The sequence below is a fragment of the Amycolatopsis sp. NPDC049691 genome, assembly GCF_040675005.1.
Lineage (GTDB): Bacteria > Actinomycetota > Actinomycetes > Mycobacteriales > Pseudonocardiaceae > Amycolatopsis.
On sequence record NZ_JBFANX010000008.1, the window covers coordinates 64,859 to 79,767 of the forward strand.

Consider the following 14,909-nt stretch of genomic DNA (forward strand, 5'->3'; position numbering starts at 1 on the left):
CGGCTGCTGGGCCTGGTATCTGGGCCGGCCCGCCTTCGCCGGGCTCGTGCGGAACCACCGCCGCACCCCGCGACCGCCGCCAGCCATCGCCACCGGACCCCCGCGAACCCGCCGCCGCACCCCGCGAGCGCGGCCAGCCACCACCGCCGGACTCCCGCGGAACCACCGCCGCACCCCGCGAGCGCGGCCAGCCACCACCGCCGGACTCCCGCGGAACCACCGCCGCACCCCGCGACCGCGGCCAGCCACCACCGCCGGACTCCCGCGGAACCACCGCCGCACCCCGCGACCGCGGCCAGCCACCACCGCCGGACTCCCGCGAAACCGCCACCGCACCTCGCGACCGTCGCCAAGCACCGCCGCCGGACTCCCACGAGCCCGCCACCGCACCTCGCGGCCGCCACCAGCCACCGCCGCTGGACTCCTGCCGAGCCGCCGCTACCCGCTCCCGGCTCCGGCCGCCGCGCCGCACGGCTCGCGGCCCCCTCACCGGGTCACCTCCAGCTCGCGGGTCCGCCCGTCCCGGACCACGACCTCGCGGTCCGAGTACGCCGCCACCCGGGGTTCGTGCGTTACCAGGACCACTGCCGCCTCGCGGTCGCGGGCCGCTGTGGTCAGCAGCTGCATCACCTGCTCGCCGTTCAGGGAGTCCAGTGCTCCCGTCGGCTCGTCGGCGAACACCACCCTCGGGTCCGTCACCAAGGCCCGCGCCACCGCCACGCGCTGGCCCTGACCGCCCGACACCTCGCCGGGGCGGCGGCCGGCGATGTCGGCCAGTCCCAGCTCGGCCAGCACCTCCCGCGCCCGGCGGGCCGACGCCCGGCCGCGCTCGCCGTTCAAGCGCAGCGGCAGGGCCACGTTCTCCAGGCACGTCAGCTCGGGGACCAGCTGGCCGAACTGGAACACGAACCCGAAGTCGGTGCGGCGCAACGCCGACCGGGCGCGGTCCGTCAGCGCCGCGAGGTCCTGGCCCTGGTAGCGGACCGTGCCGTCGTCCGGCCGGACGATCCCGGCCAGGCAGTGCAGCAGCGTCGACTTGCCCGCCCCGGACGGCCCCATCAGCGCCAGGACCTCGCCCGCGCACACCCGCAGGCTCGCCGCCGTCAACGCGTCCGTGTGGCCGTACGCCTTCCGGACGCCGACGGCTTCCAGCAGCACGGTGCTCACGCGATCTCCTTCGCCAGCTGGTCGAGCCGGGCCGCGGTCAGCTCCAGCCAGCGGAGGTCGGCCTCCAGGTGGAACAGCGCGTGGTCGCAGACCAGCTGGTCGACCAGGTCGCCCCCGGTCTTGCGGCGGGTCAGCTCGCGCATCGCGTCGAGGTGGGCCGTGCGCTGGACGTCGAGGACGTCGGCGGCCGGGCGGCCGGACAGCAGCGCGAGCACCACCTTCGTGTAGAGCGTGTTCTGCAGGTACGCCTCGGGTTTCTCCGGGGTCGCCAGCCACGCGCCGACGTCGGCGACCCCGGCCTCGGTGATCGCGTACCGCTTCCGATCCGGCCCGCCGCCCGCCTCGGTGCCGTCGGCCTCGACGAGCCCCTGCTTGAGCAGCCGGGCCAGGGTCGAATAGACCTGGCCGTAGTGGACGCGCCGGTCGTGCCCGAACCGGTCGTCGTAGGCGCGCTTCAGGTCGTAGCCGTGGCGCGGCCCGTTCTCCAGCAACCCGAGCAGGGTGTGTCCGATCGACATGCGGCCGACTGTACACGAGGTGTATAGCCGGAGTGCATAGTGATCACCCGATCAGGGAGCGCAGCGAGGTCGCGGGCCGGCCGAGCAGCTCTTCCAGCTCGGGACCGGTGGCGGCGAACTCGCCCCGGCGGGCCGCGCGGAACATGCCGAGCAGCAGCGTGGCCCGGTCTTCCGGAACCCCGTGCCCGACCAGGCCGGCCACCCATTCGTCGTCGTCGGCGACCACCCGGCGGATCGTCCGCCCGGTGAGATCGCTCAGCATGTCCGCGACGTCGGCGAGGTCGTGCGCGACCGGGGCGGTCAACGGCGGCGTCGCACCGTCGAACCGGCCCTCGTCGGCCAGGATGACCGCCGCGGCTTCGGCGAGATCGGCGTGCGCGGTCCACGAAACCGGCCCGTCCGCGGGCGCGACCAGCTCACCGGTTTCCCGGGCCCGGCCGAGCAGCAGCGGAACGGTGCTCGCGTAGAAACCGTTGCGCAGCGCGGTGAACACCCCGGCCGCGAGGTGCCGCTCGGTCGCCGCGTGGTCGGGCATCGGCGCGAAGAGCGAGTCCTCGGCCGCGGCCTGGTGACTGGTGTAGAGAACGCGCTTGGCACCCGCCTCCCGCGCGGCGTCGATCGCCGCGACATGACGGCGAACTGCCGTCTCCCCCGTTTCGTCCGTCGAGACGACGAGCACCTGAGAAGCACCCTCGAACGCGTGGGCAAGCGACTCCGGATCGGCGAAGTCGCCACGCCGGACGCGCACCCCCCGGTCGGCGAGGCCGGCAGCCCGGCCGGGCTCCCGCACGCTGACGCCGATCCGCTCGGCCGGCACGCGCCGGAGCAGCTCCTCGACGATCCCCGACCCCAGCTTGCCGGTTCCCCCGGTGATCACGATCATGGTCGATCCCTTCACGTTGGTTACCGACGATAATAACCACGTTAGTACCAGAGATAGCAAGTATGCGTTACCATTGGAACCATGTCAAAGGACCGGAGCGAAACGCGGGCGCACATCCTGGAAACCGCCGCGCGGCTCCTGCACGACGACGGCGCGGCCGCGCTCACCATCCGCGCGGTCGCCCAGGCCGCCGGCCTGCAGGCCCCCGCGCTCTACCGGTTCTTCGAGGACAAGGACGCGCTGCTCGACGCGGTCGCCGAGCACGTCTTCGCCGCCTACGTCAGCGAAAAAGCCCCCGACGAGGACCGGGACCCGGTCGACGACCTCCGTGCCGGCTGGGCCGCGCACATCGGCTTCGGCCTGGCCAACCCGGCCCTGTTCGGCCTGCTGGTGACGCCGGGCCGGACGTCGCCGGCGGCCGAAGCCGGGCTCGCCGTCCTGCGCGCGCGGGTGCGCCGCGTCGCGGAGGCCGGCCGGCTCCGCGTCCCCGAACCCTTGGCCGTCGAGCTGGTCCACGCGGCCGGCACCGGTGCGGTGCTCGCCCTGCTGACCCGGCCCACCGAAGGCCTCGCCGACGCCATGTACGACGCCGTGGCCGCCCGGATCCTGACCGGCGCACCGGCGCCGCCGGCCGTCCCGCCGGACCTGCCGATGCTCACCGGTGCCGAGCGCGCCCTCCTGCGGGAGTGGCTCGACCGCGGCTGAGCGGTTCGTGTGCATTTTCCGTCGCGTTGTAACAACTATCGGACTTCCGGCGCCATAGGGGACGGTCCGGTCCCCGCGCACCAGGAGTTCGCATGCTGCCTTTCCCGTTCCCCCGAAGATCGCGCCGCGCCTTGGCCGCGGCCGTCGTGGTCCCGGTCGCCGCCGCACTGGCGGTGGCCGTCGCGGCACCCGCCGCCGCGGTGCCCACCGGCTTCGCCGACACCGTCGCGATCGGCGGCCTGACCTCGCCGACCGCCGCCGCGTTCGCGCCCGACGGGCGCGTGTTCGTCGCCGAGAAGAGCGGCCTGGTCAAGGTCTTCGACTCCCTCGCCGACCCGACGGCGACGGTGTTCGCCGACCTGCGGACGCAGACCCAGGACTTCTGGGACCGCGGCCTGCTCGGGCTCGCCGTCGACCCGGCGTTCCCGGCCCGGCCGTACGTCTACGTCTCCTACACACTCGACGCCGTGCCCGGCGGGACCGCGCCGCGGTGGGGCGACACGTGCCCGACGCCGCCGGGCGCGACCGACCAGGGGTGCGTGGTCACCGGCCGCGTCTCCCGGCTCACCATGGGCCAGGACGGCACCGCCGTCAGCGAGAAACCCCTCGTCACCGGCTGGTGCCAGCAGTTCCCCAGCCACTCGGTGGGCGCTCTCGCCTTCGGCCCCGACGGCGCCCTGTACGCGGGCGGCGGCGACGGCGCCAGCTTCAACTACGCCGACTACGGCCAGACCGGCAACCCCTGCGCCGACCCGCCGTCCCCGGCCGGGACCAACCTCGCCCCGCCGAACGCCGAAGGCGGCGCGCTGCGGTCGCAGTCCCCGCGCCGCGCGGCCGGGCAGCCCGTGCTGCTCAACGGCACGCTGCTGCGCATCGACCCCGACACCGGCGACGGCTTGCCCGGCAACCCCTTCGCGAGCAGCACCGACGCCAACGCCCGCCGTGTGATCGCCTACGGCGCGCGCAACCAGTTCCGGTTCGGGTTCCGGCCGGGGACCGGCGAGCTGTGGGCCGGTGACGTCGGCTGGAACACCTGGGAGGAGATCAACCGCGTGGCGAACGCCGGCGACGCGGTGGCGGAGAACTTCGGCTGGCCGTGCTTCGAAGGTACCGCCCGCCAGGCCGGCTACGACGGCGCCAACCTCGACCGCTGCGAATCCCTGTACAGCTCCGGCGGGCAGACCGCGCCGTACTACGCCTACAACCACAACGCCAAGGTCGTCGCGAGCGACCCGTGCCCGACGGGCGGCTCGTCGATCAGCGGGATCGCCTTCGAGTCGGGCAGCAACTACCCCGCCGCGTACGCCGGCGCGCTGTTCTTCGCCGACTCGTCGCGCGGGTGCATCTGGGCGATGCAGACGGCCAACGGCCAGCCCAGCCCGAGCCTCCTGGTGCCGTTCGTGACCGGGGCGAACACGCCGGTGCAGGTCCTCACCGGCCCCGGCGGCGACCTCTTCTACGTCGCGCTGGGCAGCGGCGAGCTGCGTCGCGTGAGCTACCCGGGCGGCACCAACCGGCCGCCGGTCGCGGCGGCCACGGCGACGCCGTCGAGCGGACCGGCCCCGCTGACCGTCCAGTTCGACGGCACCGGTTCGACCGACCCGGACGCCGGGGACGTGCTCGCCTACGCCTGGGACCTCGATGCCGACGGCGCCTACGACGACTCGGCGGCCGCCAAGCCCACGTGGACCTACACCACGGCGGCCGCGGTCGACGCCGGGCTGCGGGTGACCGACTCCCACGGCGCGACGGCCACGACGACGGTCCGCGTGACGGTCGGGACCCCGGCCGGGCTCGACCCGGTCCCGGTCATCGACGCGCCCGCCGCGTCGCTGACCTGGTCGGTGGGCCAGACCGTCGCGTTCTCCGGCCGCGCGATCGACGCACAGGACGGCGAGCTGCCGCCCGCGGCGCTGTCGTGGCGGCTCGCGATCCGGCACTGCGCGGCCAACGGCACCTGCCACACGCACAACGTCCAGGACTTCCCGGGCGTCGCGGCGGGCACGTTCGTCGCGCCGGACCACGAATACCCGTCCTACCTGCAGCTCACGCTCACGGCGACGGACTCGACGGGCCGCACCGGCTCGAAGACGATCGACCTGCAGCCGAAGACGGTGACGCTGAACTTCACGTCGAGCCCCGACCAGGCACTGCTGACGGTCGGCGGGACGCAGCAGCGGACCCCGTTCTCCCGGACGGTGATCGCCGGTTCGACGAACTCGATCAGCGCGGACAGCCCGCAGAACCTGCCGCCGCTCAACCTCAAGTACGCCTTCTCGAGCTGGGCGCACGGCGGGGCGCGGACGCAGAACATCGTCGCTCCGGCGACTTCCGCGACCTACCAGGCGAAGTACCGGCTCTGCTGGCTGCTGCAGCCCTGCTGAGCGGGTGACCCGGCCCCGGTGCGGGGCCGGGTCAGCCCTCGGGGTTCTTCGTCTTGTCCGCCTTCTTCGACGCCTTGGCGGACTCCTTCGCGGCCTTGGTGGATTCCTTCGCCGCTTGCTTCGACTCCTTGGCGGCCTGCCTCGACTCCTGGGCCGCTTCCTTGTCCTTCGTGGCGTTTTCGTTCGCCTGCCCGGCGGGTCCGTTCCCCTGCGCGGCTCCGGACCCCTCGGCGGGCTCGTCGCCGGCGGCCGGTTCGCCGGACGCGGCGGCCGGAACGGAGGTGAGCTGCGGGTCGGCGGCCGCGGTCCCCCCGTCGCCCCCGGTCGTCCCGGGCCTCGCGGGCCGCGTGCCCACCGGCTGCGTGGTCGAGCCGTCCGCGCCGGTCGCCGGGGGCGAGGGCGCGACGTCGGACGTGCTCGCGCCGATGGTCACCGTCGTCACCAGAGCCGCGCTCGCCGCGGCCACCTTCGCCGCGGTCGCCCACGAGAGCGCGGAGGCCCCGGTGCTCGCGGCCGCCCCCGAGGAAGCGACGGTGCCGCCGGTCGTCAGCCAGTGCGTCACGACCGGGATGCCGAGGATGAGCGGGGCGACGGTGGCCGGCAGCTCCGCGTTCAGCTCCTTCAGCCCGACGGCCAGTTTCCGGCAGTCCGCGCAGCGGTCCAGGTGGGTCGTGATCCGGTGGCTCTTGTGGTCACCGACGCCGTCGCGCACCCACCGGGCGAGCTGGCCGGAGACGATCCGGCAGGTGCGGCGCCGGGCCTCCGGGACGTGCTGGTCCAGGTAGGCCTGCCGCAGCCCTTCCCGGGCGCGGTAGGCCAGCGCGGCGACGCTGTTCGGCGTCATGCCGAGGTCCTGGGCGATCCGGGCGGGCGACTCGCCCTCGATCTCGGTGCGCCACAGCACGGTCCGCCACCGCTCCGGCAGGCTCGCGAACGCGTCCGCGGCGACGGTGGCGTGCAGCCGGCTGCCGACCGGTTCGTCGCTGCCCTCGCCCGGCAGGACGTCCGGGACCTCCGCGACCAGCGAGACCGCCGAGTCGCGCCGGCGCCAGCTGATCATCGTGTTCCGGATCGTCGTCAGGAGGTAGGGCCGGAATTCTTCGTCCGGGCCCTCCCCGGCACGCAGGATCCGCAGTACGCGGGTGAACCCTTCGGCGATGAGGTCGTCCCGCTCCGCTTCGCCGGACGCGATCGCGGCCGCCACCCGGCGGGCCGCGACCAGGTGCCGGTCGTAGAGCCGGCCGTACGCGGCGAGGTCCCCACCACGCACCGCCTGGATCAAGACCGCGTCGCTCGGGACGTCCGCCGTCCCGGCCACCGCCGGTGCCACCTCGGTCACCCACACCCCCTCGCCCGTGCGCTTGCACGTGCAGAACGTCCCGCGATATTCGTCCACCGAGAGGCCCGGCGCAAGGTTTCGGCGCCGAAAGCCCATTTTCTTCCGCGGTGAGTGTCCCGCACCCCCGTCTTGTCAGGTGACTGAGCACTCCGGCGCCGTTTCGTTGCGGGCCGCCGGCCGGTCGTTGCCCCGGTGCCGCCGCCCCGGTAGAGACGAAAGGCGGTGGCCACCGCATCCTTGTCCATTGTGGACGGTCGCCGTCCACCGCCAGGAGGGTCTCCGAAATGCGCAGAGCAGCCTGCCTGCTGCTGACCTTGCTCCTCCCCGCCGTCGTGGCCACCGGCGTGGCCGCGGCCGCCCCCGCGCCCACCGTGACGCCGGTGCCCGCGAACGCCGGCCGGGGCTGGCCGGTCAGCGGCGCCGAAGGCGTCCTCGACCTCGCCTCCCGCGGGTACGTCGAACAGGAGTACCTGCTGTCCGGACAGGCCGACACCTACGCGCAGGACGGCCTCTGGACCGACGACGGCCGCTGGGCCACGCACGTCGCCACCACCGGAAACCCGTACACCACGCGGATGGTCGTGGTGCGGCCGGACGATCCGGCGCGCTTCAACGGCACGGTCGTCGTCGAATGGCTCAACGTCAGCTTCGGCGTCGACATCCCGGTCGACTTCTCCCAGTCGTACGAGCACTTCCTCCGCGAGGGCTACGCCTACGTCGGCGTGACGACGCAGAAAGCCGGTGCGGACAAGCTGAAGAGCCTCGACCCGGCGCGGTACGGCGCGGTGAACTTCAGCTCCGACGCGCTGTCCTACGACGTGTTTTCGCAGGCCGCACAGGCGGTCCGGACGCACCCGGAGCTGCTCGGCGGCCGGGCGCCGGCGGTCGTCCTCGGCACCGGGCACTCGCAGTCCGCGTTGCGGCTCACGACGTATGCGAACGCTGTTCAACCGGTACGCGGGGTCTACGACGGCCTGATGATCCACGGCCGGGCGGCCCTCGCGGCCCCGATCGGCGAGGGCGTCCTCGGCGCGCTGTCCGCGCACATCCGCACCGACCTGGCCGCGCCGGTGTTCGTGCTGCAGTCGGAAACCGACGTCATCGCCTCGAACTCGGTGCGGCAGGACACCGCGCGGGTCCGCACCTGGGAGGTCGCCGGGACGGCGCACGCCGACCAGTACGGGCTCGACCTGTACAACGCGGCCAACGCCCGGGACCGGTCGATCAACGACGGCGCGCCCACGACCTGCGACAAGCCCGTGAACAGCATGACGTTCCGGTACGCGGAGAACGCGGCGTTCGCCCACCTCGACCGCTGGGCCCGCGGCGGCGCGGCACCCCCGACGGCCACGCCGATCTCCCTGCTGCTGGGCCTGTTCATCCGCCGCGACGCCGACCAGAACGCGCTGGGCGGCATCCGCCTGCCCGACTTCGACACCCCGGTGGCCGCCTACTCCCCCAACAACAGCGGCGGCAACGTGGCGGGCGCCTGCCTGCTGCTGGGCACGACGACACCGTTGACCGCGGCGCGGATCCGGCAGCTGTACCCGGACCACGCCACGTACGTCGCGAAGTTCACCGCCGCGGCGGATCGGGCGGTTCGCGACGGGTACCTCCTGCCGGCCGACCGCGACGAAGCCGTCGCCCGCGCCCAGACCGCGCCGGTTCCGTGACCTGCCCCGTCGGTGAAACCTGTTCCCCTTCCCCGCCGCCGGGCACCAGCCCTTGCGTCAAGCCGGTTCAGCGCATAGAACTATAACGTGTTCTAGTCAGACGGCGGGGAAGGGACTCCGATGGGCGAATCGGCGATGCGGTATCCGAACCACCTCGGGCATCTGGTCGTCTCCGCCCTCAAGCGCCACCGGGACGCGCCGGTGATGGTGCTGGGCGAGACGACGATGACCGGGGCCGGGACCGCCGCGCAGGTCAGCCAGTACGCCCAGGCCTTCGAGGAGCTCGGGGCGGGCACGGGCGCGGCGGTGGCCCTGCTGTCGCTGAACCGCCCCGAGGTCCTGCTGATCATCGCGGCCGGCCAGCTGCAGGGGTCGCGGCGGACGGCACTGCACCCGCTGGGCTCGCTCGACGACCACGCCTACATCCTCGGCGACGCCGGCATCACGACGCTGATCATCGATCCGGTGCCGATGTTCGTCGAGCGGGCGCTCGGCCTGCTCGAGAAGGTCCCCGGCCTGCGGCAGGTGCTCACCATCGGGCCGGTGCCCGAGCCGCTGGCCCACGTCGGGCACGACCTGACCGCGACCGCCGCGAAGTTCGAGCCGGGCCCGCTCGAGCCCGCCGCCCTGCCGCCGGACCAGGTCGTCTCCATCACCTACACCGGCGGGACGACCGGCAAGCCCAAGGGCGTCATGGGCACCGCGCAGGCGATGGCGACGATGACCCAGATCCAGCTCGCCGAGTGGGAGTGGCCGGAGGCGCCGAAGTTCCTCATCTGCACCCCGCTTTCCCACGCGGGCGCGGCGTTCTTCGCGCCGACGCTGCTGAAGGGCGGCTCCCTGGTCGTCGTGCCGAAGTTCGACCCCGCCGACGTCCTGCGGATCATCGAGGAGGAGCGCATCACGGCCACCATGCTGGTGCCCACGATGCTCTACGCCCTGCTGGACCACCCCGACTCGCGCACGCGCGACCTGTCGTCGCTGCAGACGGTGTACTACGGCGCCGCGTCGATCAACCCGGTGCGCCTGCGCGAGGCGATCGACCGCTTCGGGCCGATCTTCGCGCAGTACTACGGCCAGTCCGAGGCACCGATGGCGATCAGCTACCTCGCCAAGGGCGACCACGACGACGCGCGGCTGTCCTCGTGCGGGCGCCCGTCGGCGTTCCTGCGCACGGCGTTGCTCGACTCCGACGGCAACCCCGTGGCCCCCGGCGAACCCGGCGAGATCTGCGTCGCCGGCCCGCTGCTGGCGGCCGGGTACTGGAACCTGCCGGAGGTGACGGCGGAGACGTTCCGCGACGGCTGGCTGCACACCGGCGACGTCGCCCGCGAGGACGAGGACGGCTTCTGGTTCATCGTCGACCGCGTCAAGGACATGATCGTGACCGGCGGGTTCAACGTGTTCCCCCGCGAGGTGGAGGACGTCGTCGCCGAGCACCCGGCGATCGCGCAGGTGGGCGTGATCGGCACCCCGGACGAGAAGTGGGGCGAAGCGGTGACGGCCGTCGTCGTGCTGCGCCCGGACGCGGCCGCCGACGACGCCGCGGTCGAGAAGCTGACGAGCGAGATCCAGGCGTCGGTGCGGGAGCGCAAGGGACCGGTGCACGTGCCGAAGCAAGTGATCATCGCCGAGTCGCTGCCGATGACCGGGCTCGGGAAGCCGGACAAGAAGGCGCTGCGGGCGAAGTACCAGCCCCGGCGCGCGAGCGTGTAGCGCGCCGGTATCGACAAGTCGCCCACCCCGCATCGGCGGAACCGGCCTGATCGGCACGAACGTGGTCACCCGGCTGGCCGAGCACGGCCACGAGGCGGTCGCCGCCGCCCCCAGCACCGGCGTGGACACGGTGACCGGCGACGGGCTGAAGGAGGTGCTGCAGGGCGCGGACACCGTGATCGACGTGTCGAACTCGCCGTCGTTCGCCGACGACGACGTGCTGCGCTTCTTCCGCACCTCGACCGGGAACCTGGTCGCCGCGGCGAAGGAAGCGGGTGTGACGCACTACGTCGCGCTGTCGGTGGTGGGCACCGACCGCCAGCCGGACGTCGGCTACTTCCGTGCCAAGGTCGCGCAGGAGCGGCTGATCGCGGAGTCGGGCCTGCCGTATTCGATCGTGCGCGCGACGCAGTTCTTCGAGTTCGCGGGCGGGATCGCGGACACGTCGACGACGGACGGCGTGGTGCGCCTGCCGGGCGCGGGCGTCCAGCCGATCGCGGCGGCCGAGGTGTCCGCGGCGGTCGCCCGGACCGCGGCCGGGCAGCCGGTCGGCGGCCTCACCGAGATCGCCGGCCCGGAGGTCTTCGGCCTCGACGAGTGGGTCCGGCGGGTGCTGACGGCGCGCCAGGACCCGCGCGAGGTCGTCACCGACCCGGCGGCGCCGTACTTCGGCGCGGTACCGGGCGCGGCGGACCTGCTGCCCGGACCGGGCGCGCGGCTCGCGGAGACGAAGCTGGCCGACTGGCTCGCCAAGTCGTGACGCCGGCCGCACGGGTGGCCGTCGTGCCACCCGCGCGGCCCTGCGCGCTAGACGCCGTCATGGTCCGGGTCGGCGTTGAGCACGATGCAGCCGACGTACCCGTCGCGCGCTTTGGTGACCTTGAGCAGCATGCTCGGCTGGTAGATGGAGTCGTTGTCGTTGAACGTGTCCCGGCCGGTGCGCTGCGCGTACGGCTGGGTTGCCAGCACCTCGGAGTTCAGCGCCTCGTCGAACATCAGCTGCGTGGTGAGCGTCTTTTCGTTGCCCACGTGCACCATCACGTGGACGTGGACGGTGCGGCCGCGGTACCAGCCCGGCCAGATGGTGGTGAACTCGACGATTCCGCGCTGGTCGGTGACCTGGGCCCCGCGCAAGAAACGCTTGTCGTCGGTGGGCTCGAGGTCGGCGTCACCGCCGGGCGGCGGGGTGCGCGTGGGCGGGGTCCCGGTCGGCGGTGGGCCGGTGGGCGGCGTGCCACCGCCACCGGACGCCGCCTCCGCGCCCGAGTACAGTCCGCCCGCGTCACAGTGCCAGATCTCGACGACCGCGTGCGGGATCGGCTTGCACGTCTCGCTGTCCTGCACTTGCAGGGCGAGCCGCAGCTTCGCGCCCTGCTTGTCCTCGCGGACGTCGCTGCGAATCTTGTCCGCGTCGAAGTAGTACGGGCCCTGTGTGGTGGCGGCGGTGAGGGTGCACGTCCGCGCGCCCGTGAACAACGCGGTGAGGTCCGCGTCGGTGACCGCCTGCAGGGCGACGGTCTCACCGGTGGACGTGGTGACCGGGCTCTTGCCCGCGCACGCCGTGACGAGCGCGGCCAAGCCGACCGAGCTCACACCGGTGAGCAGCCTTCGCCTGCTGACGCGTTGTCCCTCGTGGTCGTGATCCATGTGTGTCCTTCCGGGTAAAGACCGGTTGACGGTCGTCTGATCCGGCCTTGACTCAAGGTGACGCCCGGCCCTGTGCTGCGGCTGTGGTGAGGCTGTGGGTCGCCGAGCGGTCACGGACGGGGTACGCTGCTACTAAACTTTTTGACTAGGTGAGGTGAGGCATGACCAGCTTCCGGAAGGCCGTCGAGGCCCGTGACCCCGAGGCCATGGCCGCGACGCTGGCGGAGAACGTCGTGTTCCGCAGCCCGGTGGCGTTCAAGCCCTACCCAGGCAAGGCGATCACCGCCGCGATCCTGCGGGGCGTGCTGCGGGTCTTCGAAGACTTCCGGTACGTGCGCGAACTCAGCGGCGGCGAAGGCCGGGACCACGCGCTCGTCTTCGAGGCCCGGATCGGGGACACCCGCGTCGAAGGCTGCGACTTCCTGCACTTCGACGCCGACGGGCTGATCGACGAGTTCACGGTGATGGTCCGGCCGCTGTCGGCCGCGCAGGCGTTGTCCGAGGCGATGGCCGCGCAGTTCGACCGGATCCAGCGCGAGGCAATCAACTAAGTGAGTAGGTCGCTGCGGCACGCGCTGATGGCGGCGCTGCTGGAGGGCGAGGCGTCGGGCTACGACCTTGCGAAGGTGTTCGACGCGTCGGTGGCGAACTTCTGGCCCGCGACCCCCCAGCAGCTCTACCGCGAACTGGACGCGATGGCGGCGGACGGCCTGGTCCGCGCCCGCGTGGTCCACCAGGAGAAGCGCCCGGACAAACGCCTGTACGCGCTGACGGAGGCGGGCCGCCAAGCGCTGCGCGAGTTCACCGCGCGCGCCCCGCGCCCGGGCGTGATCCGCGACGAGCTGCTGGTCCAGGTTCAGGCGGTCGACGACGGCGACGGGGCAGCGGTCCGCCGGGCCCTGGACGAGCGGATGGCCCGCGCGGAGGCGAAGATCGCCCGCTACGAGCGGCTGCGGGCGGGCCTGCTGGACGGCCGCTTCGAGGACGACTACCTGGCCGAGGCCGAGCGGGTCGGCCCGTACCTGACGCTGATGCGGGGACTGGCGTTCGAGCGGGAGAACCTCCGCTGGTGCGAACAGTCCCTCAAGATCCTCGAACGCCGGGCGGCGCGCTAGCCCAGACCGGCGTCGTGGACCAGCAGCGCCACCTGGGTCCGGTTGGCGGCCTCCAGCTTGGCCATGATGTGTCCGATGTGGACTTTCACGGTCGACTCGCTCACCACCAGCGAGCGGGCGATCTCGGCGTTGCTCAGCCCGCGTCCGATGTGGACGGCCACGTCGTGCTCCCGTGGCGTCAGCACGGCCAGCCGTGCCCGGGCCCGGGCCCTTCCACCGCCGGAAGCGAAATCCGTCAACAGCCGCTTCGTGATCTTCGGCGACAGCATCGCCTCGCCCCGCGCCGCGACGCGCACCGCGTTGACCAGCTCACGGGGTGGCGTGTCCTTCAGCAGGAAGCCGGCCGCGCCATGGCGCAGGGCCGCGTAGACGTACTCGTCCACGTCGAACGTCGTCAGCACCACCACCGCCGGCGCCGCCGGGTGCGCCGCGAGCCGGCGCACCACCTCGATGCCGTCCACCTTCGGCATCTGGACGTCGGTCAGCACGACGTCCGGCCGGTGGAGGTCGGTCAGCTCGACCGCCCGCGCGCCGTTCGTGTCCTCGGCGACCACCTCGACGTCTTCGGCCGACTCGAGGATCATCCGGATGCCGCTGCGGACCAGCTCCTCGTCCTCCAGCAGCACGACCTTGACCGTCACTCGCCCTCCCCGACCGGGAACCGCGCCGACACCCGGAAGCGGCCGTCGCCCGTCGGGCCGGTGCGCAGCTCGCCGCCGGCCAGCTCGACGCGTTCGCGCATGCCCACCAGCCCGTACCCCGCCCCCGGGACGGCGCTGCCGTGCGGGGTCAGCCGGTTGGTCACCTCGACCGCCAGCCACTCCCCGGTGACGGCGAGCCGGACGTCGACGGCCGTGTGCGGCGCGTGCTTCCCCGCGTTGGTCAGCGACTCCTGCACCACCCGGTAGACGGCCCGGCCGACCTGGCCGGGCACCGCGGGCAGCGGGTCCGGCAGCGTCAGCTCGACCCGCGCGCCGGTCGCGACGACCTCCGCCACCAAGTCCTCCAACGACGCGAGAACGCCCGGCCCCGCGTCCGAGGACGGGGCGTCGTCGCGCAGCACGCGCAGGATGCCGCGCAGCTCGTCGAGCGCGGTCGCGCTGGTGGCCCGGATCGTCTCGGCGGCCTGCTCGGTCTCCTCGTCGGGCGCCCGCAGCGACAGCGCGCCCGCCTGCAGCGCGACCGCGGTCACGCGGTGGGCGACGACGTCGTGCATCTCCCGCGCGATCCGCCGCCGCTCGGCGAAGACGGCCTGGTCGGCGAGCAGCGTCCGGGTCCGCTCGGCCTCTTCGGCGCGCTCGCGCAGCACGGCCAGCAGCGCCGCGCGCTGGTGCATCCACAGCCCGGCCAGCACCGGGCCGAACACGAAGAACCCCAGCACGAGCACGACCTGGGTGACGCTCTCCGGCGCGCTCAGCGCCGGCACCACTTTCCCGGCGAGCACCGCGACGACGACCCCGAGCCCGGTCACCCAGTGGACGCCGTGCCGGGCCGCGACCGAGTACTGCGCCACCGTCAGCGGCAGCAGCGTCACCCCGGCCGGCAGGCACGCCACGGCGACCAGCAGCACCAGGAACGGCCACCGCCGCCGCGCCAGCAGCGCGAGCCCGGAGACGAACACCGCGGGCACGTAGAACGCCGGGTGCGGGTCACGCGGGTCGCCGCCGGTCAGCGTCACCACGATCACCGCCGCGGCCACCGCGACGTCGAGCGCGAGCAGGACGACGCGGCCGTCCCACCAGCTCAGCCACCGCTTCACCGT

Annotated in this window: 14 protein-coding genes; 7 read left to right on the plus strand and 7 right to left on the minus strand. The window is 73.2% G+C overall.

The annotated features are described in order from the left end of the window. Positions 1-486: 486 nt before the first annotated feature. From AB0J40_RS19840 to AB0J40_RS19850, 3 genes are read right to left on the minus strand one after another with little or no spacing between them, the layout of a single operon-like run. Positions 487-1,167 carry an ABC transporter ATP-binding protein gene (locus AB0J40_RS19840; RefSeq protein WP_364454898.1) on the minus strand — a complete coding sequence of 227 codons (681 nt, stop codon included), beginning with the start codon at positions 1,165-1,167 and terminating at the stop codon, positions 487-489. Beyond that, positions 1,164-1,685, minus strand: a complete 522-nt coding sequence (locus AB0J40_RS19845; RefSeq protein ID WP_364454900.1) for a PadR family transcriptional regulator — start codon at positions 1,683-1,685, stop codon at positions 1,164-1,166. Before AB0J40_RS19845 ends, AB0J40_RS19840 begins: the two co-directional genes overlap by 4 nt. 43 nt (positions 1,686-1,728) lie before the next feature. Further along, the gene (locus AB0J40_RS19850; RefSeq protein WP_364454903.1) at positions 1,729-2,568 is read right to left on the minus strand and encodes an NmrA family NAD(P)-binding protein; all 840 of its coding nucleotides are present in this window, start codon (positions 2,566-2,568) and stop codon (positions 1,729-1,731) included. An 81-nt stretch (positions 2,569-2,649) separates the two neighbouring features. Here AB0J40_RS19850 and AB0J40_RS19855 point away from each other — a divergent pair, with 81 nt between their 5' ends. Together AB0J40_RS19855 and AB0J40_RS19860 are read left to right on the plus strand one after the other, a co-directional pair. Continuing rightward, positions 2,650-3,273 carry a helix-turn-helix domain-containing protein gene (locus AB0J40_RS19855; protein WP_364454905.1) on the plus strand — a complete coding sequence of 208 codons (624 nt, stop codon included), beginning with the start codon at positions 2,650-2,652 and terminating at the stop codon, positions 3,271-3,273. A gap of 92 nt (positions 3,274-3,365) precedes the next feature. Then, entirely contained in the window at positions 3,366-5,657 is a 2,292-nt protein-coding gene (locus AB0J40_RS19860; protein WP_364454908.1) for a PQQ-dependent sugar dehydrogenase, read from the plus strand. Positions 5,658-5,688: 31 nt separating this feature from the next. On the opposite strand, the gene AB0J40_RS19865 is transcribed toward AB0J40_RS19860, so the two are convergent. Further along, complete coding sequence (locus tag AB0J40_RS19865; RefSeq protein ID WP_364454909.1) at positions 5,689-6,996, minus strand: sigma-70 family RNA polymerase sigma factor; 1,308 nt, start codon at positions 6,994-6,996, stop codon at positions 5,689-5,691. A 284-nt stretch (positions 6,997-7,280) separates the two neighbouring features. Here AB0J40_RS19865 and AB0J40_RS19870 point away from each other — a divergent pair, with 284 nt between their 5' ends. From AB0J40_RS19870 to AB0J40_RS19880, 3 genes are all read left to right on the plus strand, one after another. Next, the gene (locus AB0J40_RS19870; protein WP_364454912.1) at positions 7,281-8,669 is read left to right on the plus strand and encodes an alpha/beta hydrolase domain-containing protein; all 1,389 of its coding nucleotides are present in this window, start codon (positions 7,281-7,283) and stop codon (positions 8,667-8,669) included. A 135-nt stretch (positions 8,670-8,804) separates the two neighbouring features. Further along, positions 8,805-10,385 (plus strand): fatty-acid--CoA ligase FadD8, encoded by a 1,581-nt coding sequence (fadD8, locus tag AB0J40_RS19875; protein ID WP_364454915.1) that lies wholly within the window; start codon positions 8,805-8,807, stop codon positions 10,383-10,385. Positions 10,386-10,416: 31 nt separating this feature from the next. Then, a complete protein-coding gene (locus AB0J40_RS19880) occupies positions 10,417-11,145 on the plus strand; it encodes an NAD(P)H-binding protein (protein WP_364455653.1) in 729 nt (242 codons plus the stop codon). Positions 11,146-11,192: 47 nt separating this feature from the next. Here the strand turns inward: AB0J40_RS19880 and AB0J40_RS19885 are convergent, their stop codons facing one another. Beyond that, on the minus strand, positions 11,193-12,032 hold the full coding sequence (locus AB0J40_RS19885; protein ID WP_364454918.1) for a protocatechuate dioxygenase: 840 nt from the start codon (positions 12,030-12,032) through the stop codon (positions 11,193-11,195). A 161-nt stretch (positions 12,033-12,193) separates the two neighbouring features. On the opposite strand from AB0J40_RS19885, the gene AB0J40_RS19890 reads away from it, so the two are divergent. Further along, positions 12,194-12,583, plus strand: coding sequence for a nuclear transport factor 2 family protein (locus AB0J40_RS19890; protein WP_364454920.1), 390 nt, complete (start codon positions 12,194-12,196; stop codon positions 12,581-12,583). Positions 12,584-12,610: 27 nt separating this feature from the next. Next, complete coding sequence (locus AB0J40_RS19895; protein WP_364455655.1) at positions 12,611-13,147, plus strand: PadR family transcriptional regulator; 537 nt, start codon at positions 12,611-12,613, stop codon at positions 13,145-13,147. Here the strand turns inward: AB0J40_RS19895 and AB0J40_RS19900 are convergent. Together AB0J40_RS19900 and AB0J40_RS19905 are read right to left on the minus strand one after the other, a co-directional pair. Continuing rightward, on the minus strand, positions 13,144-13,788 hold the full coding sequence (locus AB0J40_RS19900) for a response regulator transcription factor (RefSeq protein ID WP_364454923.1): 645 nt from the start codon (positions 13,786-13,788) through the stop codon (positions 13,144-13,146). The genes AB0J40_RS19895 and AB0J40_RS19900 overlap by 4 nt on opposite strands. Then, positions 13,785-14,906 carry a sensor histidine kinase gene (locus AB0J40_RS19905; RefSeq protein ID WP_364454926.1) on the minus strand — a complete coding sequence of 374 codons (1,122 nt, stop codon included), beginning with the start codon at positions 14,904-14,906 and terminating at the stop codon, positions 13,785-13,787. Before AB0J40_RS19905 ends, AB0J40_RS19900 begins: the two co-directional genes overlap by 4 nt. Positions 14,907-14,909: the final 3 nt, after the last annotated feature.

Coding starts and splice junctions, on each gene's coding strand:
- AB0J40_RS19845 (WP_364454900.1), bottom strand. CDS start 1,685: ATGTCGATCGGACACACCCTGCTCGGGTTGCTGGAGAACGGGCCGCGC.
- AB0J40_RS19850 (WP_364454903.1), bottom strand. CDS start 2,568: ATGATCGTGATCACCGGGGGAACCGGCAAGCTGGGGTCGGGGATCGTC.
- AB0J40_RS19855 (WP_364454905.1), top strand. CDS start 2,650: ATGTCAAAGGACCGGAGCGAAACGCGGGCGCACATCCTGGAAACCGCC.
- AB0J40_RS19860 (WP_364454908.1), top strand. CDS start 3,366: ATGCTGCCTTTCCCGTTCCCCCGAAGATCGCGCCGCGCCTTGGCCGCG.
- AB0J40_RS19870 (WP_364454912.1), top strand. CDS start 7,281: ATGCGCAGAGCAGCCTGCCTGCTGCTGACCTTGCTCCTCCCCGCCGTC.
- fadD8 (WP_364454915.1), top strand. CDS start 8,805: ATGCGGTATCCGAACCACCTCGGGCATCTGGTCGTCTCCGCCCTCAAG.
- AB0J40_RS19885 (WP_364454918.1), bottom strand. CDS start 12,032: ATGGATCACGACCACGAGGGACAACGCGTCAGCAGGCGAAGGCTGCTC.
- AB0J40_RS19890 (WP_364454920.1), top strand. CDS start 12,194: ATGACCAGCTTCCGGAAGGCCGTCGAGGCCCGTGACCCCGAGGCCATG.
- AB0J40_RS19895 (WP_364455655.1), top strand. CDS start 12,611: ATGGCGGCGCTGCTGGAGGGCGAGGCGTCGGGCTACGACCTTGCGAAG.